Below are 25,822 nucleotides of genomic sequence, written 5' to 3' on the forward strand. Positions count from 1 at the left end.
CTACAGGTCGTCGTGGCAATTAGCGGGCAATACCATGTTTGCGCAGCTTGCGATAAAGGGTATTTCGGCTAACCCCCAATTGCTCAGCCGTATGCGTCATGTGCCACCGCGTATGCTCCAGCGCATTCAACAGCGCCAGCCTCTCGGCATCTTCCAGCGGATATTCGCAAGGTTCATCAACCGCGTGTTCAGCCGGTCGCGCCTGACGAATCATTACCGGTAAATCTTCCAGTCCGATCCGCCCGTTCTCACAAAGCGCGGTCAACGTACGCAGTACATTTCGCATCTGCCGCACGTTGCCCGGCCAGGCAAACCCAAGCAACGCCTCACGAGCGGCTGTGTCGATCAATACGGTTTCCCCGCCCGCCTCCTGAGTTAGCAAAAAATCGAGCAGTCGGGATTTGTCACTGCGTTCACGCAGCGCGGGCAACGCAATCTCCAAACCATTGAGGCGGTAATACAAGTCCTCGCGGAAACCACCGTCCTGCACCCGCGCCAGCAAATCTCTGTGCGTTGCGCTGATGATCCGTACGTCCACCGATTCCGGCTCCCCACCAATCGGCACCACCTGACGATCCTCCAGCACCCGCAACAGCCGCGTTTGCATGGCCAGCGGCATATCGCCGATTTCGTCGAGGAACAACGTCCCGCCATCGGCCTGCTGCAACTTGCCGCGCATGCCTTCCTTGCGTGCACCGGTAAAGCTGCCACCGCGATAACCGAATAGTTCACTCTCGATCAGACTTTCAGGGATGGCTGCACAGTTGAGGGCGACAAAGGCTTTTTGCGCCCGCTGGCTGGCCTGATGCACGGCTTTGGCGAACGCTTCCTTGCCCGACCCGGTTTCACCATTGACCAGCAGCGGCACATCCCGCTCGTAAACCCGCAAGGCCTTGCGAAAGCTTTCTTGTAGCGACGAATCCCCAAGACAAATACCGGACGTACCTGCCTGCGCCTCAACCAGCGGCCGCTGCACCAACGGAGCCTGAATGCGACGGGGTTGCCCACGCAAGACGGCAAACAAACTGCGCCCGTCACGGGTGCGCAGTGGCCAGCTGGCGTTGGCATCGATGCTGGCGCGACCGAGCAATTCATCCAGCGAGCAATCGAAAAACGCCTCCACCGGATGACCCAGCAAGCCGCTGCGAATATGCCCCAGCAGGTTCAGCGCGCTCTGATTGACCGCGCTGATGCGTCCTTCCCCGTCAAACGCCAGCAACCCTTCACTGAACAAACCGACAGATTCGGCCTGCAAGTGAAAACGCAATAACCAGTGATTGTCGAAGCTGCGCAGAAAGTAGCAACTCTCGATCATCTTCGCCGACAGATTGACCAGCGCCATGGTGTGGAACTGGCTTTGCCGCGAGACATCCCGGCGGGCCGAGGAAACGTCCAGAACAGCGAGCAATTCGCCATGGGGATCGAAAACAGGACTCGCCGAACAGGTCAAGCCAGTGTGGCGACCGCGAAAATGCTCATCTTGATGGATAGTCAGCGACTGGCGCTCCACCAGGCAGGTGCCGATACCGTTGGTACCTTCGCAGGACTCACTCCAGTCAGCGCCCAGCCAGAGACCGGCGCGCTCGAAGATCTGGCGTTCGGCCGGGGCCGTCACGCAGTTGAGAATCACGCCCCGGGCATCGGTCAACAGCACCGCATGTCCGGCACCTGAGAGCTGTTGATGCAGGCTGGTCATTTCATTGCCGGCGATGTGCAGCACTTGCTGCAACCGTTCGCGACTTTCGAGGACGCGGCCATGTTCCAGCACCGTAGGCGCCATGGTCAGGGCCGGGTCGAGGTGATAATCCTCAAGGCAGCGCAGCCAGGAACGGGCGATTGACGGATCGCTGCCAGGCCCCTGCGAATGGGCTTTACCCTGGGTCACGGTCAACACCTGGCGAGCATGTCGACTCAAATGGTTGTCGTGCATTTTCTTATTATTCTCCCCGAAAAGTCCTACTCAGCGTAGGAGCTGCCGAAGGCTGCGATCTTTTTGATGTTGATTTTTCAATCCATAAAATCGCAGCCTTCGGCAGCTCCTACAGCTTGTCTCTGCAGCGATGGCCCGAGCATCCTCCAGCCTGACCTGCATTGCAATGCTGGTAAGACCGATCGGTCACGAGCTGTGCCATTAGCGGTACAAAGTGTCACATCACCTGTACCAAAAGCGTCACAAGCGTACTCCATCCGTCCGACAAAAACGTTGCAAGGCCTTGATCTTCCTGACCTGCACGGCACTGGCCCGCCCCTTGCTCTACGCTTATACCAAGCGCACATGCGCGCCTCCCTAATAAGCACAAAAGCCAGGAGAAACCACCATGCGTTACGCTCACCCCGGTACTGAAGGCGCTATCGTTTCGTTCAAAGCCAAATACGGTAACTACATCGGCGGCGAGTTCGTCGCGCCTGTCAAAGGTCAGTACTTCACCAATACCTCGCCAGTGAATGGCCAACCGATTGCCGAATTCCCGCGCTCCACGGCCGAAGACATCGACAAGGCCCTGGACGCCGCCCACGCCGCTGCCGATGCCTGGGGCGCCACGTCCGCTCAGGCGCGTTCACTGGTGCTGCTGAAAATCGCCGACCGCATCGAGCAAAATCTCGAACTGCTGGCCATCACCGAATCCTGGGACAACGGCAAAGCCGTTCGCGAAACCCTGAACGCCGACATCCCGCTGGCTGCCGACCACTTCCGCTACTTCGCCGGTTGCATCCGCGCCCAGGAAGGCAGCGCTGCCGAGATCGACGGCAACACCGTGGCTTATCACATCCATGAACCACTGGGCGTGGTCGGGCAGATCATCCCGTGGAACTTCCCGATCCTGATGGCCGCCTGGAAACTTGCCCCGGCCCTGGCTGCCGGTAACTGCGTAGTGCTCAAGCCTGCCGAACAAACCCCGCTGGGCATCACCGTGCTGGTTGAACTGATCGGCGACCTGCTGCCACCCGGCGTACTGAACATCGTACAAGGCTTCGGCAAAGAAGCCGGCGAGGCCCTGGCAACCAGCAAACGCATCGCCAAGATTGCCTTTACTGGTTCGACCCCGGTCGGCTCGCACATCATGAAATGCGCAGCGGAAAACATCATTCCGTCCACCGTGGAGCTGGGTGGCAAATCGCCGAACATCTTCTTCGAAGACATCATGAAGGCCGAACCGTCTTTCATCGAAAAAGCCGCCGAAGGCCTGGTACTGGCGTTCTTCAACCAGGGTGAAGTCTGCACCTGCCCTTCCCGGGCGCTGGTGCAAGAGTCGATCTACGACGAATTCATGGCCGTCGTAATGAAGAAAGTCCTGCAAATCAAACGTGGCGACCCGTTGGACACCGACACCATGGTCGGCGCCCAGGCGTCCGAACAGCAATTCGACAAAATCCTTTCATACCTGGAAATCGCCAAGGGTGAAGGGGCCGAGCTGCTGACCGGTGGCAAGGTGGAAAAACTCGAGGGCAACCTGGCGAGCGGCTATTACATCCAGCCAACCCTGCTCAAGGGCACCAACAAAATGCGTGTGTTCCAGGAAGAAATCTTCGGCCCGGTGGTGAGCATCACCACGTTCAAGGACGAAGCCGAAGCCCTGGCCATCGCCAACGACACCGAGTTCGGCCTGGGTGCCGGCCTCTGGACCCGCGACATCAACCGCGCCTATCGCATGGGCCGCGCCATCAAGGCCGGTCGTGTGTGGACCAACTGCTACCACCTGTACCCGGCGCATGCCGCGTTCGGTGGCTACAAAAAGTCCGGCGTCGGCCGAGAAACCCACAAGATGATGCTCGACCACTATCAGCAAACCAAAAACCTGCTGGTGAGCTACGACATCAATCCGCTGGGCTTCTTCTGACCGAATAGCAGCCATTCGCCAGCAAGCCGACTCCTGCAAGATCGCGCAAAACCTGTAGGAGCTGGCTTGCCAGCGAAGCCCGCCACTAACACACAAGGCCAGACCGCTCCGGCGCGGTCTTTGCTTGCCCATCATTCAGTAATGCTCTTGACCGTCGGCCAGGCAGCGCTCCAGGGGCCCGCCGACGCTATGCACAGTCGAGATCACCGGCACCTGGAGAGTTGGCCGGTGTCTGCCTTGTTGAGGTGCATGAAGATCCAAAACGGGAACGGGTTCGCCCGTGAATGCGGTGTGTCATTGTGCATAAAAGCCTCTGGCAAATCGCATTCGCGAGCAAACTCCAACGGAAATTCGCGAAGCAATCAATGCTTGTACACAACAGGAGCCCCGCCCCATGGCCGCATTTGCCCATTCCGTCGGCGCCCAGACCTACCGATTCGACAGCCTCAAGGACGTCATGGCCAAGGCCAGCCCGGCGCGTTCCGGCGACTTTCTGGCAGGCGTGGCAGCGCTCAATGATGGCGAGCGTGTGGCCGCGCAGATGGTATTGGCCGATATTCCGTTGCGCCACTTCCTGCAGGACGTCCTGATTCCCTACGAAGCCGATGAAGTCACCCGACTGATCATCGATACCCATGACAAACAGGCTTTCGCCGTCGTCAGCCATCTCACGGTGGGCGACTTTCGCGACTGGCTGCTTAGCGACGACGCCGACGAACAGAGCCTGCGCGCCCTCGCCCCCGGCCTGACCCCGGAAATGGCCGCCGCCGTGTCGAAGATCATGCGCGTACAGGATCTGGTCCTGGTGGCGCAAAAAATCCGTGTAGTCACCCACTTTCGCGGCACCCTCGGCCTTCGCGGCCGCCTGTCCACCCGCCTTCAACCCAACCACCCGACCGACGAGCCGGCCGGTATCGCCGCAAGTATTCTCGATGGCCTGTTGCACGGTAACGGCGATGCAATGATCGGCATTAACCCGGCCACCGACAGCGTCGCCTCGATCTGCGCCATGCTGGAGATGCTCGACGCGATCATCCAGCGCTACGAAATTCCGACGCAGGCCTGCGTGCTGACCCATGTCACCACGTCGATTGAGGCGGTAAACCGTGGCGTGCCACTGGACCTGGTGTTCCAGTCGATCGCCGGCACCGAGGCGGCCAACGCCAGCTTCGGCATCAACCTGAACGTGCTAAAGGAAGGGTACGACGCCGGATTGAGCCTGAATCGCGGCACACTTGGGCAAAACCTGATGTATTTCGAAACAGGCCAGGGCAGCGCTCTGTCGGCCAACGCCCATCACGGTGTCGATCAACAGACCTGCGAAGCCCGTGCCTACGCTGTAGCGCGACACTTCAATCCGTTTCTGGTGAACACCGTCGTAGGCTTCATCGGCCCGGAATACCTGTACAACGGCAAACAAATCATCCGCGCCGGACTCGAAGACCACTTCTGCGGCAAGCTGCTGGGCGTACCGATGGGCTGTGACATCTGTTACACCAACCACGCCGAAGCCGACCAGGATGACATGGACACCCTGCTGACCCTGTTGGGCGTAGCCGGGATCAACTTCATCATGGGCATTCCAGGGTCCGATGACATCATGCTCAACTACCAGACCACTTCATTCCATGATGCGCTCTATGCCCGCCAGACGCTGGGACTCAAACCGGCACCGGAATTCGAGCAGTGGCTGGCCAAAATGGGCATCTTTACCCAGCCGGACGGCAAGGTTCTCTTTGGCGACAACCTGCCGCCAGCCTTCCGCCAGGCCCTGGCGCAACTGGGATGAATGATGACATGGATAAACTACCCTTCGACCCGCACAATCCATGGCTGGAACTGCGCCGGCTGACACCCGCCCGGATCGCCTTGGGCCGTACTGGCACCAGCATCCCCACCCGCGCACAACTGGACTTCCAATACGCGCATGCTCAGGCGCGGGACGCTGTTCATTTGCCTTTTGATCATGTCTCACTCGGTGCGCAACTGCTCGATCGTGGTCGCGAGAGCTTGTTCCTACATAGCGCGGCGCCGGATCGAAACACTTACCTGCAACGCCCGGATTTGGGGCGAAAACTCAGTGATGCATCGGCGCAGACCCTGCGCGAATACGCGTCAAGCCATCCCGACGGCGTTGATCTGGTCATTGTGATCGCCGATGGCCTGTCGGCATTGGCCGTCCATCGCCATAGCCTGCCGTTTCTGGCACGCCTCGAGGAACAGACTTCAGTCGAGGGCTGGTCCGTTGCACCGGTCATCCTCGTGGAACAGGGACGCGTGGCGGTCGCCGACGAAATTGGCGAACTGCTTGGTGCGAAAATGACCGTGATACTTATCGGTGAGCGCCCCGGCCTCAGTTCCCCGGACAGCCTGGGCCTTTACTTCACCTACAACCCGAAGGTCGGCCTGACGGATGCCTGGCGCAACTGCATCTCCAATATCCGTCTCGAAGGCCTGAGTTACGGCATGGCGGCACATCGCTTGGTGTATTTGATGCGGGAAGCCTGCCGGCGGCAGCTATCGGGAGTCAATCTGAAGGACGAGGCACAGGTTCATACGCTGGATGCGGACATGAGTGCAGACATGAAAAGTAATTTTCTGTTGAATCCTCCGAAAACCTGAACCGTTTCCGCATTGCGTTTGCATTCCGATTTGAGGCAGGATCGATTCACGGCCGCCAGGGTTTCCCGTCGCCGACAAAGATGTGAGACAGCCACTTGCAGACGAGACCTACCATGCGGATTATTCAAGCGACCCTCGAACACCTGGACCTGTTGACTCCGCTGTTCGTCAGATATCGCGAGTTTTATGGTTCCCTGCCGTATCCGGACTCGTCCCGGGCATTCCTCGAAAAACGCCTGCGTCGCAAGGAATCGGTGATTTACCTGGCCTTGGCCGATGACGACAAACTGATGGGCTTCTGTCAGTTGTACCCAAGTTTCTCGTCGCTATCGCTAAAGCGCGTCTGGATCCTCAACGATATCTACGTTGCAGAAGATGCCCGTCGCCAACTGGTGGCCGACAACCTGATCCGTACTGCGAAAAAAATGGCCAAGGAAACCAATGCCGTGCGCATGCGGGTTTCCACCAGCAGTCACAACGAAGCCGCGCAGAAAACCTATGAGTCCATCGGATTCCGGGAAGACACCGAGTTCAAGAACTATATATTGCCAATCAGCGACGAACTGTAAGTTCGCGCCAACAGGACGGGCTTCTGCGGCGAGCCCCTCCTGTTCGACTGCCGTAAAGCCGTCAATCCAGCCCATGGAATTTTTCTTGAGCCGCAAACTCAAGATCTGTAGCACGTCGCGGGGGTTATTAATTGTCACCCGAGTTTTGATCTTTGTATCGACATCCCCCGCTACAATCTCGACGCGCTTTTCACCACCCGGCTCGTATAATGCCGACCTTTCTGACTTGTAAGAAAATCTACACCCGTCTGTAGTCTTTCGAAGTCATCGCACAGGCCCGCAGCCCCGGACCGTTAACACAGGTGCCCCCATGGATTTCAACCCGATCGATCTTGTCCTGCATCTCGACGTGTACCTCGATATGCTCGTGACCAACTATGGGACCTGGATCTACGCCATTCTGTTTATGGTGATTTTCTGTGAAACCGGCCTGGTAGTAATGCCCTTCCTGCCTGGCGACTCTCTGCTGTTTATCGCTGGCGCCGTGGCGGCGGGTGGCGGCATGGACCCGGTATTGCTGGCAGGTCTGTTGATGCTCGCAGCGATTCTGGGCGATAGCACCAATTACGTGATTGGACGAACGGCAGGTGAAAAACTGTTCAGTAATCCGAACTCGAAAATATTCCGTCGCGACTACCTGCAACAAACTCACGATTTCTACGACAAGCATGGTGGAAAAACCGTGACGCTGGCGCGCTTCCTGCCGATCATCCGCACATTTGCACCGTTCGTCGCCGGCGTGGCAAAAATGCCCTACCCCCGCTTCTTCGCCTTCAGCGTCCTTGGCACCATCCTGTGGGTCGGCGGCCTGGTGACCCTCGGTTTCTTCTTCGGCAACGTGCCGTTCATCAAATCGAATCTGTCACTGCTGGTGGTCGGCATCATCCTGCTGTCGTTGGTACCGATGATCATTGGCGTCGTGCGCAGCCGCTTCGGTAACGCGGCATCCAAAGCCCACCCGCGCTGATCGTCGATGTGGTCCCTGAGCGCCTGGCGCCGCCAGCGTATCCTGGCCAGGCACCCGATTGCCGATGACATGTGGCAGCGGGTGCGTCATCACCTGAGCCTTCTCGACGGTATCAGCGCTGCCGAAGATCAATGGCTGCGCGAAGCCTGTGTGCTCTTTCTGGACGACAAACACCTGACCGCCCTGCCCGGGGTGGAGTTACACCAGGAACAACGCCTGCTGCTCGCTGCCCAGGCGCAATTGCCCTTGATGAACCTTGGCGATCTGAACTGGTATCAGGGCTTTCACGAAATCATCCTTTACCCGGACGATTTCCTGAGCCCCCAGCGCCATCGCGACGCCAGTGGCGTCGAACACGAATGGGATGGCGAACACAGCGGTGAGGCCTGGCAGCAAGGTCCGGTCATCCTGGCCTGGCCCGGGGTAATGGCCAGCGGTGGTTGGGAAGGCTACAACCTGGTGATCCACGAACTGGCGCATAAGCTCGATATGCTTAACGGTGACGCCAATGGCTTACCGCCGCTGCACGCCGACATGCGGGTCAGCGAATGGGCCACAGTCATGCAGGAAGCCTACGACGACCTCGACCGGCAACTGGATCGCAATCCCGACGCCGAGACCGCCATCGACCCCTACGCTGCGGAAAATCCGGCCGAGTTCTTCGCCGTCACCAGCGAGTACTTCTTCAGCGCCCCGGATGTGCTGCAAGACACTTATCCACAGGTGTATGCGCAGTTGAAGTTGTTCTATCGCCAGGACCCATTGGGCCGGCTGCGGCAACTTCTGGCGCAAGACCCGGTCTACCGGACCCACGACTAAGGTCTACGCGACTTCTGGTACATGGCGTCGCCGTAGGAATATGCCTATAATCGCCGCCACTTTTTGGTCAATCCGGCCAAGTGTTTCTGGTCAACTAACGGGGGCAACGCCCAATGAGCTACAGCAAGATTCCGGCTGGCAAAGACCTGCCGAACGACATCTACGTCGCGATCGAGATTCCGGCCAACCACGCGCCGATCAAATACGAAATCGACAAAGACAGCGATTGCCTGTTCGTTGACCGTTTCATGGCCACCCCAATGTTCTACCCGGCCAACTACGGTTACATCCCGAACACCCTGGCTGACGACGGTGATCCCCTCGACGTGCTGGTTGTTACCCCTTATCCGGTAGCTCCAGGTTCGGTGATTCGCGCGCGTCCAGTCGGCATCCTGAACATGACCGACGACGGCGGCGGCGATGCCAAAGTGATCGCGGTTCCACACGACAAGCTGTCCCAGCTGTACGTCGACGTGAAGGAATACACCGACCTGCCACCTCTGCTGATCCAGCAGATCGAGCACTTCTTCGCGAACTACAAAGATCTCGAAAAAGGCAAATGGGTGAAGATCGAAGGCTGGGCCGGCGCAGACGCCGCCCGCGAAGCGATCACCAAGTCGGTTGCTGCCTATAAAGGCTAAGCGCAGCTGCGCTGCTTCTAGCGGTAAGCGGCAAGAAAAACCCCGGTGATCCGGGGTTTTTTGTGGACGTTGCAAAAGCGCTCCATAACGCGTCGTTTAATACCGGGGCGCATTGGTTTTTTCCTGTTTAACCTCCCCCCAACACCTCTTACATCCAGTCTTAAATTACCCCTGAAATTTGAACGTCTCGTTGAATCAAAGCCTTATGCCACGCGGGTAGACTCGCGTTTATGAAAAAGACCAAGACCTGCGGTTCACGATTCAAAATGCTCCTCGAAGAGGCGAACATTACGACGACTGGATTTGCCGAATTCCTGAAGATTTCAAAACCACAAAATGTTCACAACTGGTACACCCGCGGAGTGCCTCATTACCGCATGGAAGAAGTTGCCAGAAGACTGTCCGTGAACAGCGACTGGCTGAAAACCGGCGACGGCCCGAAGGACGCGAAAGAACTACGCCTGCTCGACGAGTCCGGCAATGCCTTCGATGCTCAGGCGATACGCGGTATTTACAAGGTCATCGAACCCACCGATATCGAACTGCCCCTCTTCAAGGAAACAGCCATCAAGCCCGACTCCAACAAAACCCATGTCATCGAAGTCCCCAATCAGTCCATCCGGCTCCCCCGAAGCGACCTCGACTCTCTGGAAATCAATTATGCCGATGCCATCTGTGCACGCATGATCGGCAACAGCATGGCGGAAAAAATTGAAGATGGCTCCCTCATCGCCATTGACCGTGGGCTCACGCAAATTATCGATGGAGAGATTTACGCCGTCGAACATGACGGCATGCTGCGAATAAAATACCTGCACAGAGTTCCGGGCAATTCACTGCGCATGCGCAGTCACAACAGCGCCGAGTACCCGGATGAAATTTTTAGAGCCGCACACATAGAAGAACAAAACATCAGAGTACTGGGCTGGGTGTTCTGGTGGTCCACGCTCAACAAACGCAGGCCGACGGTACCGTTTCTGTAGTGCCGACCCGTTCCAATCAGCTTGGCACTTCACGCCAGACTGGGAATTCCCCAAAAAAATCAGTATGCTGCGCCCCACATTTGCGCATCGACCCGCCCCGCGGCCGAGATCGCCCCGACCCGGCAGATGATTTTCTCGCCAGGTCCCACAGCCGGACGCAAGATCCGGATGTACGTTTTGAAGGCTGGCGCGGTTTACCAAAAATGATCCAAGCCAGTCCCCGAGAAGCCGGCCACAAGCCGGCTTTTTAATGCCTCAAAGAAAGTAATTCACGACCATAGGTTTGCGACAGCTTCCTGTCTGACGCCCAGCAGTCCGTGCTGAATACGAGCGAGTTGATTGGCTTGCCAAGGCGAAATCGCTGATGCTAAATCCACCTCGTCCAAAGACCGTTACCCTTACCCGGAAGAAGCTCTGCCGGTCGGACTTCGCATTCAAGCTCAACGGAAACCTTCGCAATGGATCTGCACATCCCGACCCTGCTGGTAGTCTCGGTCTTCGTTTTCATTTTGATGGGGTTGTTGACCTGTCATGCCTGGTGGCGTGAAACCCGCGAGCGGTCGCTGGCTTATCTGGGTGCAATGATGCTGCTGGCTGCACTTGGTGTGGTGCTGGTCAGTTGGCGGTCGCGGGGAGTGGATGTTATCCCGCTCGTTTTTGGCAACATGGCGCTGTTGCTGAGCGCCGCTATGAACTGGACCGCCATGCGCGTGTTTGTCGGGCGTGCGCCGTCGCTGCCGGGAATTTTCGCGGGCGCCGGCATCTGGCTGATCCTGTGCTTTATCCCGGCGTTCTATGACGCCATGCCCCTGCGAGTTGTGGCGTATTCACTGATGGCGGCCGGTTACGGCGTGCTGACGGCATCGGAGTTCTGGCGCAGCCGCAGTAAGCTTGAAGTCGCGTACATGCCAGCGCTGGCACTGACGCTGTTGCACACGACTTTCTATATCGTTCGCAGCGTGATCGATAAGAGTCTGCCACTGGAACAAGCCCTGTCAGGCCTCGGCGATGGTGTGCGTTTTTTCTCCTTCATGCTGTTCGAATCCATGCTGTATGTCATCGGGATTGCTTACGTGACGCTGGCCATGGTCAAGGAGCGCGCCGAGTTGAAGCTCAAGGCTGCTGCGTTCTGTGATCCGCTGACCGGAATCGGCAACCGTCGCGCCTTCATGTCACACGGAAAACTCCTGCTGACCCGCTGCAAGCGCCGCGAAGAACCCGCTGCATTGCTGCTGTGCGACCTGGATCACTTCAAGCGTCTGAACGATAGCTTTGGTCATCCGATGGGGGATCAGGCACTGATCGCGTTCAGTCGAATCTTGACAGCTCACCTTCGCAGTCACGATGTGTTCGGTCGGATCGGAGGAGAGGAGTTTGCCTGCCTGCTCAAAGAGGCCGATGAACAGGAGGCGGTTCAGGTGGCGGAACGTATTCGCCAAGCGTTTTTCCGGCTGGCGATGCTGGAGCCAGGGTTGCTCAGCGTCAGTATCGGCGTAGTCACCACTCGCGAATCGGGCTACGACCTTTCGAGCCTGCTTTCACAAGCGGATGAAGCCCTGTATGGCGCCAAGGATCACGGGCGCAATCGTGTGCAAACGCTGCGCATGTTGTACCTCGACCTCACGGATAGCTGAATGACTTCACCAGCGTCAGCTCCCCCACCGCCCGCATCGGCACCAGGAACGTTTCCATCTTCTCGCTCGGCGTCCCCTCCTCGGAAATCACCGTTACCTGCGCCGTGGTCAGCGGCTGACCCGCATCCTCCTGCCCTTCTTCATCGCTGCGATACCCGCCGCCAAAGTAGTTCACATACACCAGATACTGTCCCTTGATCGGCGCGGGCATGGCGAAGATTTCCGGGCCGTAGCCGGTGGTCACGTCGACATCGAGTGCTGCGCCATTGGGAACAACACGGTCGCCGTACCAGATGTGGGCGCCGTCGGGGGTGATGAGGTGCAGGTCCAGGTCGGTGTTGTCGCTGTCCCAGGACAACAGCACGCGCAATTTGGCCGGGGTCGCACCCCCACTGCTGTTGAGAAATTGCGTGCGCTGACGTTGCTGGCCGTTGGGGCTGCGAACCTCGACGCTGTTGCTGCCGTTGGGGAATGAGAACGGGCGATCGAAACGGCCGGCTGGATCGATTTTCAGCGGCATACTGACCCCGTTGACGATCAGACGGCCGGGCTCTGTGGATTTGGCTGTCGCTTTGATTTGCCCGCTGATGCGAGCCGTGTTGGCTTGACCTGGCGGGGTGTTCACCGACGAGGCCGGGTAGTTGACGGTCTGCCGGAAGCTTTCCCCTTCGCCCTCAGGTGCGCCGGTGCGCCAACCGCCGGCGGGCGTGTCGAGCTTGACGCCTTCAGCCGCCATCACCGATGGCAATGCCACCAGCGAACAGAGAAACAACAATAGCTGTGGAAAACGGGTTTTCATGGACTATTCCAGCAAGAGGTGGCGGGCGAGCCCTTCGATGTAGGTTTCATCCTGGCCGTTGGGGTGCGCTTCGAAGGCCAGATGCAGGTATTCGTGGGTCAGGTCGAGCCGGTCTTGCAGCGACAGCACGCCGCGCACATAAATGCGCTGGCGTTCGCGGTCGACATAGGGTCGGCCGAAGGTCAGGCGACACACGGCGAAGCTGCTGATTTCGTTGTAGCCGGTTTCACTATCGAGGCGCGGGCGCCAGGTGTGACGCTGCTTTTGCAGCCAGTCTTGTGCGGCGGGAAGCACCTCGCAGGAAGCGACCGGGTTGTCCCAGCGGCTGAGGCTGGCACGTGGGTAAGCGTGCAACAGGATGGCGTCGTAACGCTGGCCGGCGTTGGCTTGCTCGACGGCTTGTTGCCAGGACAGCCTGTCGGGGCCGGGTTGATCGGAGTGGTAGGTGACGGCGCTGCCTGCCAGTACCAGGTCGCTGGTCCACGCGGCGATGTTGCGCGTCCCGGCACTGGCCGGACGCGGTGCAACGCGCTGACGGCTGCTGCTGTCATCGATGCTTAGGCAATCACCATGTCGCGTGGCGTTTTGCAGCAAGTAAGTGCGGATGGCCACAGCCAGGGCTTTGGCAGCTTCGACGGGTTCTGCACTGGCTTCACGTTGCAAAACCCGAGCGACGTATTCTTCGCGATCCACACGGGCAACGAGCGTGTCGTTCAGCAGAAAAAGTTCACCGTCGCTGTGAATATCCAGCGCGTTACCGTTCATGAATTCGACACGATAATCGCCACGCAAGGGTCCCGCGGACACCACGCTCTCACCCGATAGCACACGCCGCAGCGGGTATCGCGAGAACAGCCCGACCTCGACGCACCGTCCAGCATCGACCGGCCATTCAACGGGAATGACCGACGCCAACGCCTGCGCATAATCACGCAAAACCCGTTGACTGGTCCCGCGCCCACCGGCCCAGATCGGCTCTGCGTCTGCCGTCCAACCGGCAAATCCACCTTGGCGCGATGCGGCATCCTGATCCCTCAACCAGCTCCAGGTTTTCACCCGCAAGCGGCTGCCGAGTTCGCCTGCGACATTGCCATCCGCCGCATTCAGTACCACATCGAGCAACACACGCCGGGCCTGATCCTGTGCCGGCATGACCGCCAGCACCTTCAACAGCGCCGCCACCGAAACCCGTGTGGCCGGTTGCAGCGAAGGTAAATCGAGTAGCCATTCCGGTGCTTGCCGCGCCTGCCAATACACCCGCCAATCGGCGTCCTTGATGCCCAATCGCGCCGGCTCGAAATACAAACCACAGGATTTCACCAGCGCCTGATCACGTTCGATCTTGCCGCCCGGCGTGCAGCAATAAACTTCTTCCTTCGACTGCCCACGACATTCATAGGCCGGTTCTCGTGCGCCGGTATCCACCAGCCAGGCATAGACAAACAACTTCCACACACTGCCCAGCGGCGCCTGCAAATCTGCAGGCAACGGCTCGCGAGAGATCGCTTGAGCACGATTCAACGACAACAATTCGCCCTTGAATGCCACGCGCAGCGGTTCGTCCTGCGCCATTGCCAGCGCAGGGATCAAACACAGCAGCCACCCGAGCAGAGGCCGCCACACGTCAGTGAACCGTGACCTGACCGAGGGCCGGTGTCTGTTCCCGGGCCTGATGTTGTGGCGCATAAACCTGAGTGAAACGCACCGGCGGCAGGTTGAACTGGCCTTTTTGCGAGAAGCGCACCAAGTGCCGCAGACGCAATTCACCGCTCAAGGCATCGACCGCAATGGCGTAGGCCATTTGCCCCGGCTCGAAGCGCGCTTTTTCCAGCGCGCTCGGCTCGGTGCCGGCCTTGCCCATGAGCTTGATGCCCCAGGTCGTACGTTCAACATCTGCGCCCGGTGGCAACGGCACTTCGAGCATGCCGTAGCGCAGCGGTTTGGCGGCTTTGCTGGTGATGATCACTTCGTCCAGATACAGGCTGTCGCTGGACAGCGGCGCGTTGCCGACCGCTTCCAGTTTGAAGGTGAATGCTTCATCCCCCGGCACCAGACGCGACAGACGACGGGTGATAGTGACCGCCATCGGATCGACCACAGGTTGCTGGCTTTGGAAGCTCAATGCGGCACGCAGCGGACGCTCTTGCTCCCCGGTCAGTGACAACACGGCGGGCACCGGCGCAGCCCCCTGCCACGTCCAATACATTTCACCAGAAACGCCATGCTGCTTCTTCCAGCCTTCACCTGGCGCCAGTGCGATGGTAGGCGACGCCTGTTCGATACTGCGTTGCAGCCACGTCAGCGCCAGCGCACGCTCCAGGGTTGATTGCTGCGGCAACAGACGTCGCAACAACGCTTGAGCATGAGCCTGATTGAACGGTTGCAACGACAGGTCCAGCGCTTCGGCAAACGGTTGGGAACTGGCCGCCAATCGTTGCTGCGCATCGGCCAGTTGCCGGTTGAAAGTCTCTGGCAGAGCGACCTTGGATTGTTTGGCCAAGGAGGCCGTCAGCACGCGTGCGGCGGCCAGACCGAGAGCGGAATCCGGATCGCTCATGACGAGGCTGTCTTCGCCATCCTCCATCAGGTTCGCGGCAGTGCCCTCCCCCGCTTTCGACAGATCGTCCATCAAACCGCTGAGCAGCGTATTGACCGGCAATTGCATCTGTTTGGCGAACGATAGAATTAGCGCACGCTGCAACAGCGGCGTGTTCTTCGCCTGCTTCGCGTACACCTCCAACACCCGCTGCCAATGCTCCGGCGGCAGGCTCAGGTCCAGTACCTGACTGGCGTGCCAGTCGGCGTAATAGGCGTAAGCGGTGAGGAACGCGTCCGGCTCGCCGTCCATGCCCCACCAGGTGAATGCCGCCGACGGCCCAGCCATTTGCACCAGACGCAAGCGACTGTTCTGCATGATCAGGCGTAAGCGATCGCGGATCTGCGGATTCGTTGCAAGGGTCGGGTAAGCGATGCTCAACGGCAACAGACGACTGGCTGTTTGCTCGACGCCGCCGTAGGGATAACTCAGCAGATCATCCAGCGCCGAGCGGAACAGCGCTTGCGGGCTGTCGTCCAGTCGCAGGTGGATGTCCGTTGCATCAGCCGGCAAGGTCAACGGTGTATCGCCAGTGGCAACGTCCAGGTTTTGGCTTTGCCTGACCTGCCAGCCTTCACCGGTCACGGCCAGATGCACGGCCAGGGCATCAGCGGGTTTACCGTCCAGCAGCAACTCGGCCGTCCACTCACCATTGGCCAATGGGAATGCCGGCAAGGCGATGTAGTTGATGCCGCTATTGAGCGTGACAGGCAAGCGCTGTTCGGTGCCTGCGTAATGGGTCACCAGTTCAGCCTTGACTGGTTTTTCGGCCTGACTGAACGCGAACACGCCGAGGTCCGGTTTGTCGCCACTGCGGAATCGGTTCGGCCCGCTCCACTTCAGGTAAAGGGGTTTTTCCGAGCGCACGAATTGCTTCTTCTGCCCAACCTGACCGTCATCGGCGATGGCCCGCGCCGTGATGCGCCAGCGGGTCAGCGAGTCAGGCATTTTGAAGGTGAAACGGGTTTTACCATTGGCATCGGTCAGCAACTCCGGTTGCCACGCAGCGGTGTCGACGTCTTCGCGACGCGGCCGCTCCAGCACTTTCACCCCGCGCTCACTGCGATTGGCTTTGCCCGGCGCGCCGGGGCTGCCTGGCAATGCCACGTCGTAACTGATGAACGACAGACTGGCGCTGGTACGCACGTTGTTTCGCCGTGGATGGTAGAAAAACTGGTCGATCGTCGGCGCGACTTCCGGTTGCAGCGCGTAGACCATTTCGTCGACCACGCTGACCGTCAGATGCGCCGGAATCGGTTTGCCGGCGAACAGTGTGGTCAGGTCCACCGAGACCGTTTCGCCGGGCTGATAAGCCTCTTTGTCCGTCGCGATGGCCACGTCGATCTGCGGGGTAATCACCTTGATGCCGGCGTTCTGGAAGCTGTACTGACCGCCCTTGGTGTAGAGCACCGAGAAGGTCAGGTTAGGCGCGAAACCGTCGCGCACCGGAATACGTGCGCGGTATTGGGTGTCACTGAGTTTTTCCATCTTCAACCAGTCGCCGCCCTTGGACAGCAACGCGGTGGCCTCGACCTTGTCACGCTCCAGCGACAGCAGCGCATCACTGATCGGCTCGGGAAAAGTAATCAGCGCCAGCGCTTCATCGCCAGTTTTGTACTCGGGTTTGTCGAGGACGATTTCCACGGTGCCGGGGACCGCTTTGACACCTTCGCCCGTGACCGAATGCCCGGTCGCGCCGAGCGTGCGGCCATGATCATCCCTGAGTGTCAGGCTGTATGTCCCCGGACGCTCGAAGGCCAGGGTGAAGCCTTTGTCGGTTGCAGCCAGTTTGCCTTCGCCCGTGCTCTGATCTTCCAGGCGTACCCAACCGTAACTGCTTGGTGTAATCGCTTGCGCGTGCTCACCCTCGCGGGCGTAGCTGAACCCAACCTTGTCGCCCACCGCGCTGAACCGTTGCGACGCGCTCAACCGGACATTCGCCGCACCGCGATCGATGAGGATTTCCTTGGTGGTCCTGACCCGGTACGCCGCACCATCGCTGGCGAAAACGGTGAGCATGTAGCGACTCGGTTTCTCGGCCGCCGGCAGATCGAGCGTCGCGTTGCCTTTGGCGTCGGTGGTCAGTTCCGTGCTGGTCAACTCCACCGGGAATTGCCCGAGGTATTGCAGTTCGTTGTCGACCATCGACAGTTGCTGGGCGCGCAGGCTCAGGCTCAATTTGGCATTGGCCACCGGTTTGCCATCCGGGTACAACAGCACCAGATTGCCCTTCACCGGCTCGTCGGTGCGGTAATCCGGCTTGGCCAGATTCAGGGAAATTTCGAAATGTGGCTTGATGTATTCGGCCACGCGGAACGCACTGCTGTAGACCTGATCCTTGTAGTTGAACCGCAACTCGTAGCCACCGGCCACCGCGTTATCCGGCAATTGGAAGCGACCCTCGGCACCCGCCGTGGAATCGAGTTTCAAGGCCAGACTTTGCAGCGCCGTTCCCGTCGCATCCAGCACGCTCACGTTGACGTCGGCAGCGCTGGGCTGCACCGAATCCCGGGCGTTCTTGAACTCGCGTCCGACGATTTTCAGCGACACCCAATCCCCCGGCCGATACAGCGGCCGGTCGGTGAAGGCGTAGAGTTTGGTGTCGTAAATTTCGCTGTCGTAGTAGAAGTTTTCCGAGACGAACACCCCGCCCTCTTCGTCCTCGCCAATCACGAACGAGCGCTCGGGGCTCACGTGTTTCAGTCGCATTAAACCGTCGGCATCGGTGGCACCGCTGTTCATCACGCCGAGACCATCGGTCCACAGCACATTGACCTTCGCCACCGAACTGCCTTCGTGTTTGCGCGCCGCCCACACCAGCAATTCGTCGCCGGTAATCTTGCTCACCGCCACGGTGTTGGAGACGAAGACCATGGTCGTCGCGCGGTACTTGCCGATCAGCGCTTCCACCAGGTACAAACCCGGTTTCAGGTTGCCCAACGGAATATACACGTTGCCCGGCGCCACACTGACAAACTCACTGGAAGACCCCGCCAGGTTTACCCCCGCTGGCGGCTGAATCGGCTTGGCTTGCCACAGCGGATAACGGAACTGGCTGACCACCGGCAAACCCGGAATCAGTGCGAATTGCGGCTGTGCATCGTAGGGCGTTGGCGCGGCCATGGTGTCGCCCATCTTCAGTTCCGGCACTTGCTCGGTGACCTGTTTACGCGACTCGTAGGAAAACGCCCGCTGCATCACGCGCCGGGATTTGCGGTACCAGTTGTCCCACAGGTACGCCAACGTATTGGACAGCCCCTCACCCTTGAACTGGCCGTCACTCACCACGCGATGCAGGTTCTTTTGGCGCTTGAGGAAATCCAGCGGCTTGTCGATGCGATACACCCGAATGTCGGCGCCACCGTACGGTTCCATGCGATAACGCCGGTAGTCACGACCCGGCGCCTCGAGGCGCACCATCGCCTGTTCATCGCTGGCGAAACTGCTGTCGGCCAGCAGGAAAAAACTTTCGCCCGCCACCGGCGTGTAGCCGCTTGGCTCGACGGTGTCTTCGGCATTGACCGCCGAGAACGGCAGTATCAACACCAACAGCAGAGACAGAAAACGCAGCATGCGGGCACCGGTCATTGGGAGAGAAAATTCAGTCGATAGACGCCGATGAAGTTGGGGTTGGCTGCATCGGGTATCCATCGCGTGTCCTTCCATGTCATGAGTTGCTGCAGGCTTGCCGAACGCATGCCGTTGTCGGTGGGGGTGGTGGTGCCGGTGTGATAGGCGATGTAGCGGCCCATCCAGATCATCAGGTGCTGATCGTCGCCCTGATCGAAAAACATCAGGTCGCCAGGACGAGCTTGAGACACATCGCGACTGACCAGATGACTGTTGAACTGAATCAGTTTGATCGCGTTGACGTACGGCCCGACCTTGCCACCGCCCTGCTGCCATTGCTGGGCGAGACGACGCTGGGCATTGCTCAGTTGCAACTCCGGCGGCAGGTAGCGATTGGACAGGCCATTGCTGCGCAGCCATTTGTCGTCATGGATTTTCAGCGCTTCATTGGCGGCAAATCGCACCAGCCCGGCGCAGTCCTGCTGATACCAGCGTGGGCTTGGGCCCTGGCTCAGTTGCTCCTGGGCGATGCGCACAAACCAGGCGCGGAAGACCTGGGATTGCTGCGGATCGAGCGCGGGCGCTTCGATGGCCCGGGCGCCCGCACTCAGCAGCAAAGCGAGTAAACCAAGGCTGCGGATCAGTGCGCTCACAGGGCTTTCCATTCCAGCGGCAACCAGTGCCAATGGCCGTCGGGCTCACTGCCTTCGGGCAAGGTCAGCGCATATTTGCGGTAGCCGCCGAGCTGGCGCAGTTTCGGAATCAGGTAGGTCTGCGCGGCGTTGTAGAACACCGGTTCCATGTCTTGGGGCAGGCTGTCGAGGGTTTCCTGCTGTATCAATTGCGCCATGGATTCCGGGCCGAAGTACACCGGCATCAGCAGGTCTTTGGGCACCACATCGGCCATCGGCGGGAAGCGTTTGTCGAGGGTGCCGAGGGCCTTGTCGACCAGTTTGTCGTCGAGGGAAAACAGCAGTGTCGAACCGTGCCGCGCCAGGCTCACACGCATGAATGCCTTGCCGCTGATCGCCTCCGGATTCTCGGCGTCCTTGGCTTTGTACGGGCCGAAACTGGAACTGACTTGCCGCTGCCACTGATGGCTCTGCCCCTCCTGTTTCTCCACCACCGGGAAGACGCGCTCGGCGACATTGCCTTCATAGGCACCCACCATCGAGCCAAACAACGTGCCCAGATCGCCATCGAGCTTGCCGCCCTCCTCATCATTCAGACTGGCCACCAGCAACGGCGTATACAGCCGCGAATCGGCGTACCAGCACAGCCCCGCCGCGCCGGCCATGTGTTCGGTCAACGCTTGGGCAACACGGTCTTCGGCGCCGAGTTTCACCAGCAGCGGCTTTTGTTGTTCGGCGGCCAGCGGCAACGCTACGCAAGCGCTGGCGCCCATGGGCATGGCTTGCCAGATCGGTTTGAAATCGAAGTCCGGCTGATTGTCCAACTCGTCCATCGCGAGAAAGCTGTGCCAGCCCTTGTCGTCCATGTCGAAACGCAGGCCGGCGAAATTCGGAATGAAGCGCTGATACCCCATGGCCAACACACTGGCATTGACCGACAGGCGTTGCTTCACCTCCGGCGCACGGGGTGGCAGGCCGAAGGCTTCGGGGAACAATTTTTCGCCGTTGAGCAGCGCCGCGATGGATTGGGTCGAAACGCTCCCGGCGTCCTGTGAAGCGCCGCGTTGCGGGTCGTAGAGTTTCGCCGGATTGGACAACACCACCAGTTTGTCGCCATGGGAAGCGAACAGCAGCGCCTTGCTGGCGTTGTAAGTCAGTTGATAGAGCGCCACATCCTCGGCACCGACTTTCACGTCGGCGATTTTGCTCAATTGCGAATCATCCAGCGCCACTTTCGCCAGCGGTTCCAGGACCTTGGCCAGGCCACCGCGATCCATCACCAGCAGGAAATCCTTAAGCCGTCCATCCGTACCGCGCCACAACGCCACGTCTGCCGGTTGATCGAACAGTTGCTCGATCAGCGAATCCTGAAACTTCAGGTCATGCTCGTAAATGATCCGCCGCAGACTGCCGATCAACCCAAGGCGATCGGCGTGGGCTTGATAATAGAAAACGAAATCTTCGGTCAGGGTTTCCTTGAGAAACGGCACAGCCAACAGGTCCTTGGGCAACTGGCTCAAGGAATGGGTTTCGAGCAATCCATCGGGGCGGCTCATGCCGAGTTTTTCCGCCGCCAGTTGCGGTGCCGGCGCTTTGTTTTTTTGCATCAGCCAGCCCATGCCAGCGACCACGCCTGAGACCAGGCACAGCCCGACGACAATGGCTGGCCAACGGCGGGACGGTTTGACGGCCGGCGTTGCAGTGTTTTCGCTCATGTTCACAAAACCCAGTTCATCCGTGGAGCGGGATGTTTAGTAGTTGAAAGTCTTGACCAGCAGCAGGTCGCCGATTGCGCGCAGGGGCACGATGAACGTCTCGCGTTTTTCATCGACGGTATTTTCGTTGAGCACCAGATTGATCTGCGAAGTGATCACCTCGTTCTGGTTGCCGGCCTCATCGAAGTTATAGCCGCCGCTGCCGAAGTTGCCCCAATAGTTCACGTAAACCAGATAAGAGCCACGCAGCGGTGCGGTCATGGTGAACATTTCCGGACCCGGACCATCGACGCCGTCAGGGTCCAGGCCCCCGCCATTGGTCAACGCCGGGTGCGCCCAGAAGGCATGCTGGCCATCGGGCGTGACAATATGCAGGTCGAGTTCGGCTTTCGGATCGTCCCAACCCAGCACCACGCGAATCCGCGCCGGGGTGCGCAGATTGTTGGCCTCATAGAATTGAACACGCTTGAGTGACTGACCTTCGGCGCTGCGTACTTCGACGCTGTTGGAGCCGGCGCCAAACGCATAGGGCCGGGCAAAACGCCCTTGTTCGTCGGTGTAGAGATTCAGCGGATTACCGTTGACCGCCAAGGTGTGCGGCCCGCGCTGGGTGCCGAGGGCCTTGAGCCGGCCTTCGATCATCGTGCGATTACGCTGCACGCCCCGGTCAATGGGTGGCGTGGGATAGGCGACTTGCGGGTTTTCTGTGCGATCGAGCAACCCGTTGAAGCGCCATCCGCCCACAGGTTCCGATAACTCGGCATTCGGCGCAGCCAGAATCATGGGCGCGAAAACCACCCCGATCAGCAGCAAAAGAAATGAGCGCATGCGACGCCTCCTGCCATGCATGACGAAACCTTGCGCCTGATCCTGGACGCGTTATAGATGCCAATACTGCGTTTCGTCTGAAAGACCCGTGACTGTCGAGTCGTAGAGGGGGCGCAGGTTAGCCATTGGGACGTTTTTAAACAATCGGATGGATCTGAAATTGCGGTCGGAATCACGGTAACGGGTGGACGGTGAGCCGAATAGCGTTTCTATTCGGCTCATAATGCGAGCCGAATAATCCGTATCATCGGGGGCCACGAACTTTGAGGCACTCAAAATCAAGGCCTTCGAATCCCCCCTTCATTTGCCCACGCCCCCCCTATCTGCTAGTGTCGCGCCGGTTTAACGTCAACCGGAAATCGCCGCCATGGCCCGCAAAAAAGCTGCACTGGATTTCGAACAGTCCCTCGCCGACCTGCAAACGCTGGTGGAGCGTCTGGAGAATGGCGAATTGTCGCTGGAGGACTCGCTGGCCGCTTTCGAGCAGGGTATCGGTCTGACTCGCGATTGCCAGGCGGCGCTGGCCCAGGCCGAGCAAAAGGTTCAGGTGCTGCTTGAGCGTGATGGCGAGCTGGCCGAGGAACCCTTCGACGCGGATCAACCAGAATGATTGCAGCGTACTCGGCAAGCAGTCAGGCCCGCGTCAACACAGCGCTGGAAACCCTGTTCACCGCGCCGAGCCCGGAACTGGCGCGGCTGTACGAAGCCATGCGCTACAGCGTGATGAATGGCGGCAAACGCGTGCGCCCACTGCTGGCCTATGCCGCGTGCGAAGCACTGGGTGGCAAGCCCGAGCAAGCCAACGGCGCGGCCTGTGCCGTGGAACTGATCCATGCCTATTCGTTGGTGCATGATGATTTGCCGGCCATGGACGATGACGATCTGCGTCGCGGCCTGCCCACCACCCACAAGAAATTCGACGAAGCCTGCGCGATTCTCGCTGGCGACGGCTTGCAGAGTCTGGCCTTCAGCGCCCTGCTCGACCCGCGCCTGAGCACATTGGACGCTGTGATCCACCTGCAAATGGTCAGCGCCCTGGCACTGGCCGCAGGCCCGGCGGGCATGGTCGGTGGTCAGGCCATCGACCTTGGCTCGGTCGGTTTGAAGCTCGATCAAAAAGCCCTTGAATACATGCATCGGCACAAGACCGGCGCGCTGATCGAGGTCAGCGTCAAGCTCGGCGCCCTGGCCAGCGGCCGTGCCGAGAAAGACGAACTGCAAGCCCTGCAAACTTATGCGCAGGCCATTGGCCTGGCATTCCAGGTCCAGGACGACATTCTCGACGTCGAAAGCGATACCGCCACGCTTGGCAAACGCCAGGGCGCCGACATCGCGCGGGACAAACCGACCTACCCGGCCCTGCTCGGTCTCGAAGCCGCCAAGGCCTATGCCCTGGAACTGCGCGACCAGGCCCTGCAGTCGCTGCGACCGTTTGACGCGGCGGCCGAGCCGTTGCGCGATCTGGCCCGTTATATCGTCGATCGCCGCAGCTGACGGCGATTACGCCAAAAAAAACCAACGCGTGGGCAGGGGGCGATGCATCAGGTAAACTGCCGCATCTTTTATACCTATAACGATTCGCCTGATGCCCACGACGTTTCATGAGATTCCCCGCAAGCGCCCGACCACGCCCCTGCTCGACCGCGCGAATACGCCGGACGGCCTGCGCCGGTTAGGCGAAGCCGAGCTGGAAACCCTGGCCGATGAGTTGCGCCTGGAATTGCTCTACACGGTCGGCCAGACCGGTGGGCATTTCGGTGCCGGGCTGGGCGTGATCGAGCTGACCATCGCGTTGCATTACGTCTTCGACACCCCGGACGACCGGTTGGTGTGGGACGTGGGTCATCAGGCGTATCCGCACAAGATCCTCACCGGTCGCCGCGAGCGCATGGGCACCCTGCGCCAGAAGGACGGTATTGCCGCTTTCCCGCGCCGCTCAGAGAGCGAGTACGACACCTTTGGCGTTGGCCATTCCAGCACCTCGATCAGTGCAGCGCTGGGCATGGCGATTGCCGCCCGCCTGCAGAACAGCGATCGCAAGGCGATTGCCGTCATTGGTGACGGCGCGTTGACGGCCGGCATGGCGTTCGAGGCGCTGAACCATGCGCCGGAAGTGGACGCCAACATGCTGGTAATCCTCAACGACAACGACATGTCGATCTCGCGCAACGTCGGCGGCCTGTCGAATTATCTGGCGAAAATCCTTTCCAGCCGCACTTACGCGAGCATGCGTGAAGGCAGCAAGAAAGTCCTGTCGCGCCTGCCCGGCGCCTGGGAAATTGCCCGCCGCACTGAAGAATACGCAAAAGGCATGCTGGTCCCCGGCACGCTGTTTGAAGAGCTGGGCTGGAATTACATCGGCCCGATCGACGGCCATGACCTGCCGACCCTGATCGCCACCCTGCGTAACATGCGCGATCTGAAGGGCCCGCAGTTCCTGCACATCGTCACCAAGAAAGGCAAAGGCTTCGCTCCCGCGGAGGTCGACCCGATCGGTTACCACGCCATCACCAAACTCGAACCGCTGGACGCCCCGGCCGTCGCGCCGAAGAAGGCCAGCGGGCCGAAGTATTCCGGTGTGTTCGGTGAGTGGCTGTGCGACATGGCCGCTGCCGATCCGCGCCTGGTCGGGATCACCCCGGCGATGAAGGAAGGCTCGGACCTCGTGGCCTTCAGCGAGCGTTTCCCGCAGCGCTACTTCGATGTGGCGATTGCTGAACAACACGCCGTGACTCTCGCCGCCGGTATGGCCTGCGAAGGCGCGAAACCGGTGGTGGCGATCTACTCGACGTTCCTGCAACGCGGTTACGACCAGCTTGTTCACGATGTGGCGGTGCAGAACCTCGACGTGCTGTTCGCCATCGACCGTGCCGGTCTGGTGGGCGAAGACGGCCCGACTCACGCCGGCAGCTTTGACCTGTCTTATTTGCGCTGCATCCCCGGCATGCTGGTGATGACGCCGAGCGACGAAAACGAACTGCGCAAAATGCTCACCACCGGCCACCTCTACAACGGCCCGGCGGCGGTGCGCTACCCGCGCGGCAATGGCCCTAATGCGACGATTGAAAAAGATCTCGAACCGATTGAAATCGGCAAGGGTGTGATTCGTCGTCAGGGCAGCAAGGTCGCCTTGCTGGTATTCGGCGTGCAATTGGCCGAGGCGCTGAAAGTCGCCGAGAAGCTGGAGGCGACCGTCGTCGACATGCGCTTCGTCAAGCCGCTGGATGAAGCGCTGGTTCGCGAAATCGCCGGCAGTCATGAACTGCTGGTGACTATCGAAGAAAACGCAATCATGGGCGGCGCCGGAGGCGCGGTCAGCGAATTCCTCGCTCGCGAGAACATCCTCAAGTCGATGCTGCACCTGGGCTTGCCGGACATCTACGTCGAACACGCCAAACCTGCGCAGATGCTGGCCGAATGCGGTTTGGATGAGGCCGGGATCGAAGCGTCCATTCGCGAACGCCTGCAACTGCTGAACCTCTAAACACCTAACCCTGTGTAGGAGCTGCCGAAGGCTGCGATCTTTTGATCCTGGCTTTCGGCAGCGCCAAATCTGAAAAATCAAAATCAAAAGATCGCAGCCTTCGGCAGCTCCTACAGGGGCGTTG

19 protein-coding genes are annotated in these 25,822 nt (G+C 59.7%); 12 read left to right on the forward strand and 7 right to left on the reverse strand.

What is annotated here, in order from left to right:
- Window positions 1-19: 19 nt before the first annotated feature.
- Entirely contained in the window at window positions 20-1,930 is a 1,911-nt protein-coding gene (locus AD668_RS23725; protein WP_053162744.1) for a sigma-54-dependent Fis family transcriptional regulator, read from the reverse strand.
- A gap of 388 nt (window positions 1,931-2,318) precedes the next feature.
- On the opposite strand from AD668_RS23725, the gene AD668_RS23730 reads away from it, so the two are divergent.
- From AD668_RS23730 to AD668_RS23770, 9 genes are all read left to right on the forward strand, one after another.
- Window positions 2,319-3,839: an aldehyde dehydrogenase family protein gene (locus AD668_RS23730; protein ID WP_034148108.1), complete on the forward strand. Its 1,521-nt coding sequence runs from the start codon at window positions 2,319-2,321 to the stop codon at window positions 3,837-3,839.
- Between the two features lie 394 nt (window positions 3,840-4,233).
- A complete protein-coding gene (locus AD668_RS23735) occupies window positions 4,234-5,628 on the forward strand; it encodes an ethanolamine ammonia-lyase subunit EutB (protein WP_053162746.1) in 1,395 nt (464 codons plus the stop codon).
- 8 nt (window positions 5,629-5,636) lie between these two features.
- On the forward strand, window positions 5,637-6,461 hold the full coding sequence (gene eutC, locus AD668_RS23740; protein WP_053162862.1) for an ethanolamine ammonia-lyase subunit EutC: 825 nt from the start codon (window positions 5,637-5,639) through the stop codon (window positions 6,459-6,461).
- 113 nt (window positions 6,462-6,574) lie between these two features.
- Window positions 6,575-7,030, forward strand: coding sequence for an N-acetyltransferase (locus AD668_RS23745; RefSeq protein ID WP_053162749.1), 456 nt, complete (start codon window positions 6,575-6,577; stop codon window positions 7,028-7,030).
- 310 nt (window positions 7,031-7,340) lie between these two features.
- Window positions 7,341-7,997 carry a DedA family protein gene (locus AD668_RS23750; protein ID WP_053162750.1) on the forward strand — a complete coding sequence of 219 codons (657 nt, stop codon included), beginning with the start codon at window positions 7,341-7,343 and terminating at the stop codon, window positions 7,995-7,997.
- Between the two features lie 6 nt (window positions 7,998-8,003).
- Window positions 8,004-8,816, forward strand: coding sequence for a zinc-dependent peptidase (locus tag AD668_RS23755; RefSeq protein WP_053162752.1), 813 nt, complete (start codon window positions 8,004-8,006; stop codon window positions 8,814-8,816).
- Between the two features lie 113 nt (window positions 8,817-8,929).
- Window positions 8,930-9,457, forward strand: a complete 528-nt coding sequence (gene ppa, locus AD668_RS23760) for an inorganic diphosphatase (protein WP_003205933.1) — start codon at window positions 8,930-8,932, stop codon at window positions 9,455-9,457.
- 230 nt (window positions 9,458-9,687) lie between these two features.
- Window positions 9,688-10,440, forward strand: coding sequence for a S24 family peptidase (locus tag AD668_RS23765; protein ID WP_053162754.1), 753 nt, complete (start codon window positions 9,688-9,690; stop codon window positions 10,438-10,440).
- Between the two features lie 458 nt (window positions 10,441-10,898).
- Window positions 10,899-12,074 (forward strand): diguanylate cyclase, encoded by a 1,176-nt coding sequence (locus AD668_RS23770; protein WP_053162756.1) that lies wholly within the window; start codon window positions 10,899-10,901, stop codon window positions 12,072-12,074.
- Here the strand turns inward: AD668_RS23770 and AD668_RS23775 are convergent.
- Genes AD668_RS23775 through AD668_RS23800 form a run of 6 tightly spaced genes read right to left on the reverse strand, consistent with a single transcriptional unit; the run spans window position 12,061 to window position 22,214 of the window.
- Window positions 12,061-12,873, reverse strand: a complete 813-nt coding sequence (locus AD668_RS23775) for a YfaP family protein (protein ID WP_053162758.1) — start codon at window positions 12,871-12,873, stop codon at window positions 12,061-12,063. The two genes, AD668_RS23770 and AD668_RS23775, sit on opposite strands and share 14 nt — an antisense overlap.
- Window positions 12,874-12,876: 3 nt before the next feature.
- Window positions 12,877-14,496, reverse strand: a complete 1,620-nt coding sequence (locus AD668_RS23780; protein ID WP_053162760.1) for a DUF2300 domain-containing protein — start codon at window positions 14,494-14,496, stop codon at window positions 12,877-12,879.
- 1 nt (window position 14,497) lies between these two features.
- Window positions 14,498-19,057: an alpha-2-macroglobulin gene (locus AD668_RS23785; protein ID WP_082344554.1), complete on the reverse strand. Its 4,560-nt coding sequence runs from the start codon at window positions 19,055-19,057 to the stop codon at window positions 14,498-14,500.
- Window positions 19,054-19,704 carry a DUF1175 domain-containing protein gene (locus AD668_RS23790; RefSeq protein ID WP_053162762.1) on the reverse strand — a complete coding sequence of 217 codons (651 nt, stop codon included), beginning with the start codon at window positions 19,702-19,704 and terminating at the stop codon, window positions 19,054-19,056. Before AD668_RS23790 ends, AD668_RS23785 begins: the two co-directional genes overlap by 4 nt.
- A complete protein-coding gene (locus AD668_RS23795; RefSeq protein WP_053162764.1) occupies window positions 19,689-21,386 on the reverse strand; it encodes a DUF2138 domain-containing protein in 1,698 nt (565 codons plus the stop codon). Before AD668_RS23795 ends, AD668_RS23790 begins: the two co-directional genes overlap by 16 nt.
- Window positions 21,387-21,422: 36 nt before the next feature.
- Entirely contained in the window at window positions 21,423-22,214 is a 792-nt protein-coding gene (locus AD668_RS23800) for a YfaP family protein (protein WP_053162766.1), read from the reverse strand.
- Window positions 22,215-22,581: 367 nt separating this feature from the next.
- On the opposite strand from AD668_RS23800, the gene AD668_RS23805 reads away from it, so the two are divergent.
- From AD668_RS23805 to dxs, 3 genes are all read left to right on the forward strand, one after another.
- Entirely contained in the window at window positions 22,582-22,824 is a 243-nt protein-coding gene (locus AD668_RS23805) for an exodeoxyribonuclease VII small subunit (RefSeq protein WP_007970180.1), read from the forward strand.
- Window positions 22,821-23,708 carry a (2E,6E)-farnesyl diphosphate synthase gene (gene ispA, locus AD668_RS23810; RefSeq protein ID WP_053162768.1) on the forward strand — a complete coding sequence of 296 codons (888 nt, stop codon included), beginning with the start codon at window positions 22,821-22,823 and terminating at the stop codon, window positions 23,706-23,708. The genes AD668_RS23805 and ispA overlap by 4 nt, the downstream gene beginning before the upstream one ends.
- Window positions 23,709-23,799: 91 nt before the next feature.
- On the forward strand, window positions 23,800-25,698 hold the full coding sequence (gene dxs, locus AD668_RS23815; protein WP_053162769.1) for a 1-deoxy-D-xylulose-5-phosphate synthase: 1,899 nt from the start codon (window positions 23,800-23,802) through the stop codon (window positions 25,696-25,698).
- Window positions 25,699-25,822: the final 124 nt, after the last annotated feature.

Origin of the sequence: Pseudomonas sp. P1.8, assembly GCF_001269805.1 — a bacterium.
GTDB lineage: Bacteria > Pseudomonadota > Gammaproteobacteria > Pseudomonadales > Pseudomonadaceae > Aquipseudomonas.

What these genes read in the sequence shown, in the direction of transcription:
- AD668_RS23725 (WP_053162744.1), bottom strand. Translation starts at nt 1,930, where the DNA reads ATGCACGACAACCATTTGAGTCGACATGCTCGCCAGGTGTTGACCGTG.
- AD668_RS23730 (WP_034148108.1), top strand. Translation starts at nt 2,319, where the DNA reads ATGCGTTACGCTCACCCCGGTACTGAAGGCGCTATCGTTTCGTTCAAA.
- AD668_RS23735 (WP_053162746.1), top strand. Translation starts at nt 4,234, where the DNA reads ATGGCCGCATTTGCCCATTCCGTCGGCGCCCAGACCTACCGATTCGAC.
- eutC (WP_053162862.1), top strand. Translation starts at nt 5,637, where the DNA reads ATGGATAAACTACCCTTCGACCCGCACAATCCATGGCTGGAACTGCGC.
- AD668_RS23745 (WP_053162749.1), top strand. Translation starts at nt 6,575, where the DNA reads ATGCGGATTATTCAAGCGACCCTCGAACACCTGGACCTGTTGACTCCG.
- AD668_RS23750 (WP_053162750.1), top strand. Translation starts at nt 7,341, where the DNA reads ATGGATTTCAACCCGATCGATCTTGTCCTGCATCTCGACGTGTACCTC.
- AD668_RS23755 (WP_053162752.1), top strand. Translation starts at nt 8,004, where the DNA reads ATGTGGTCCCTGAGCGCCTGGCGCCGCCAGCGTATCCTGGCCAGGCAC.
- ppa (WP_003205933.1), top strand. Translation starts at nt 8,930, where the DNA reads ATGAGCTACAGCAAGATTCCGGCTGGCAAAGACCTGCCGAACGACATC.
- AD668_RS23765 (WP_053162754.1), top strand. Translation starts at nt 9,688, where the DNA reads ATGAAAAAGACCAAGACCTGCGGTTCACGATTCAAAATGCTCCTCGAA.
- AD668_RS23770 (WP_053162756.1), top strand. Translation starts at nt 10,899, where the DNA reads ATGGATCTGCACATCCCGACCCTGCTGGTAGTCTCGGTCTTCGTTTTC.
- AD668_RS23775 (WP_053162758.1), bottom strand. Translation starts at nt 12,873, where the DNA reads ATGAAAACCCGTTTTCCACAGCTATTGTTGTTTCTCTGTTCGCTGGTG.
- AD668_RS23785 (WP_082344554.1), bottom strand. Translation starts at nt 19,057, where the DNA reads ATGACCGGTGCCCGCATGCTGCGTTTTCTGTCTCTGCTGTTGGTGTTG.
- AD668_RS23790 (WP_053162762.1), bottom strand. Translation starts at nt 19,704, where the DNA reads ATGGAAAGCCCTGTGAGCGCACTGATCCGCAGCCTTGGTTTACTCGCT.
- AD668_RS23795 (WP_053162764.1), bottom strand. Translation starts at nt 21,386, where the DNA reads ATGAGCGAAAACACTGCAACGCCGGCCGTCAAACCGTCCCGCCGTTGG.
- AD668_RS23800 (WP_053162766.1), bottom strand. Translation starts at nt 22,214, where the DNA reads ATGCGCTCATTTCTTTTGCTGCTGATCGGGGTGGTTTTCGCGCCCATG.
- AD668_RS23805 (WP_007970180.1), top strand. Translation starts at nt 22,582, where the DNA reads ATGGCCCGCAAAAAAGCTGCACTGGATTTCGAACAGTCCCTCGCCGAC.
- ispA (WP_053162768.1), top strand. Translation starts at nt 22,821, where the DNA reads ATGATTGCAGCGTACTCGGCAAGCAGTCAGGCCCGCGTCAACACAGCG.
- dxs (WP_053162769.1), top strand. Translation starts at nt 23,800, where the DNA reads ATGCCCACGACGTTTCATGAGATTCCCCGCAAGCGCCCGACCACGCCC.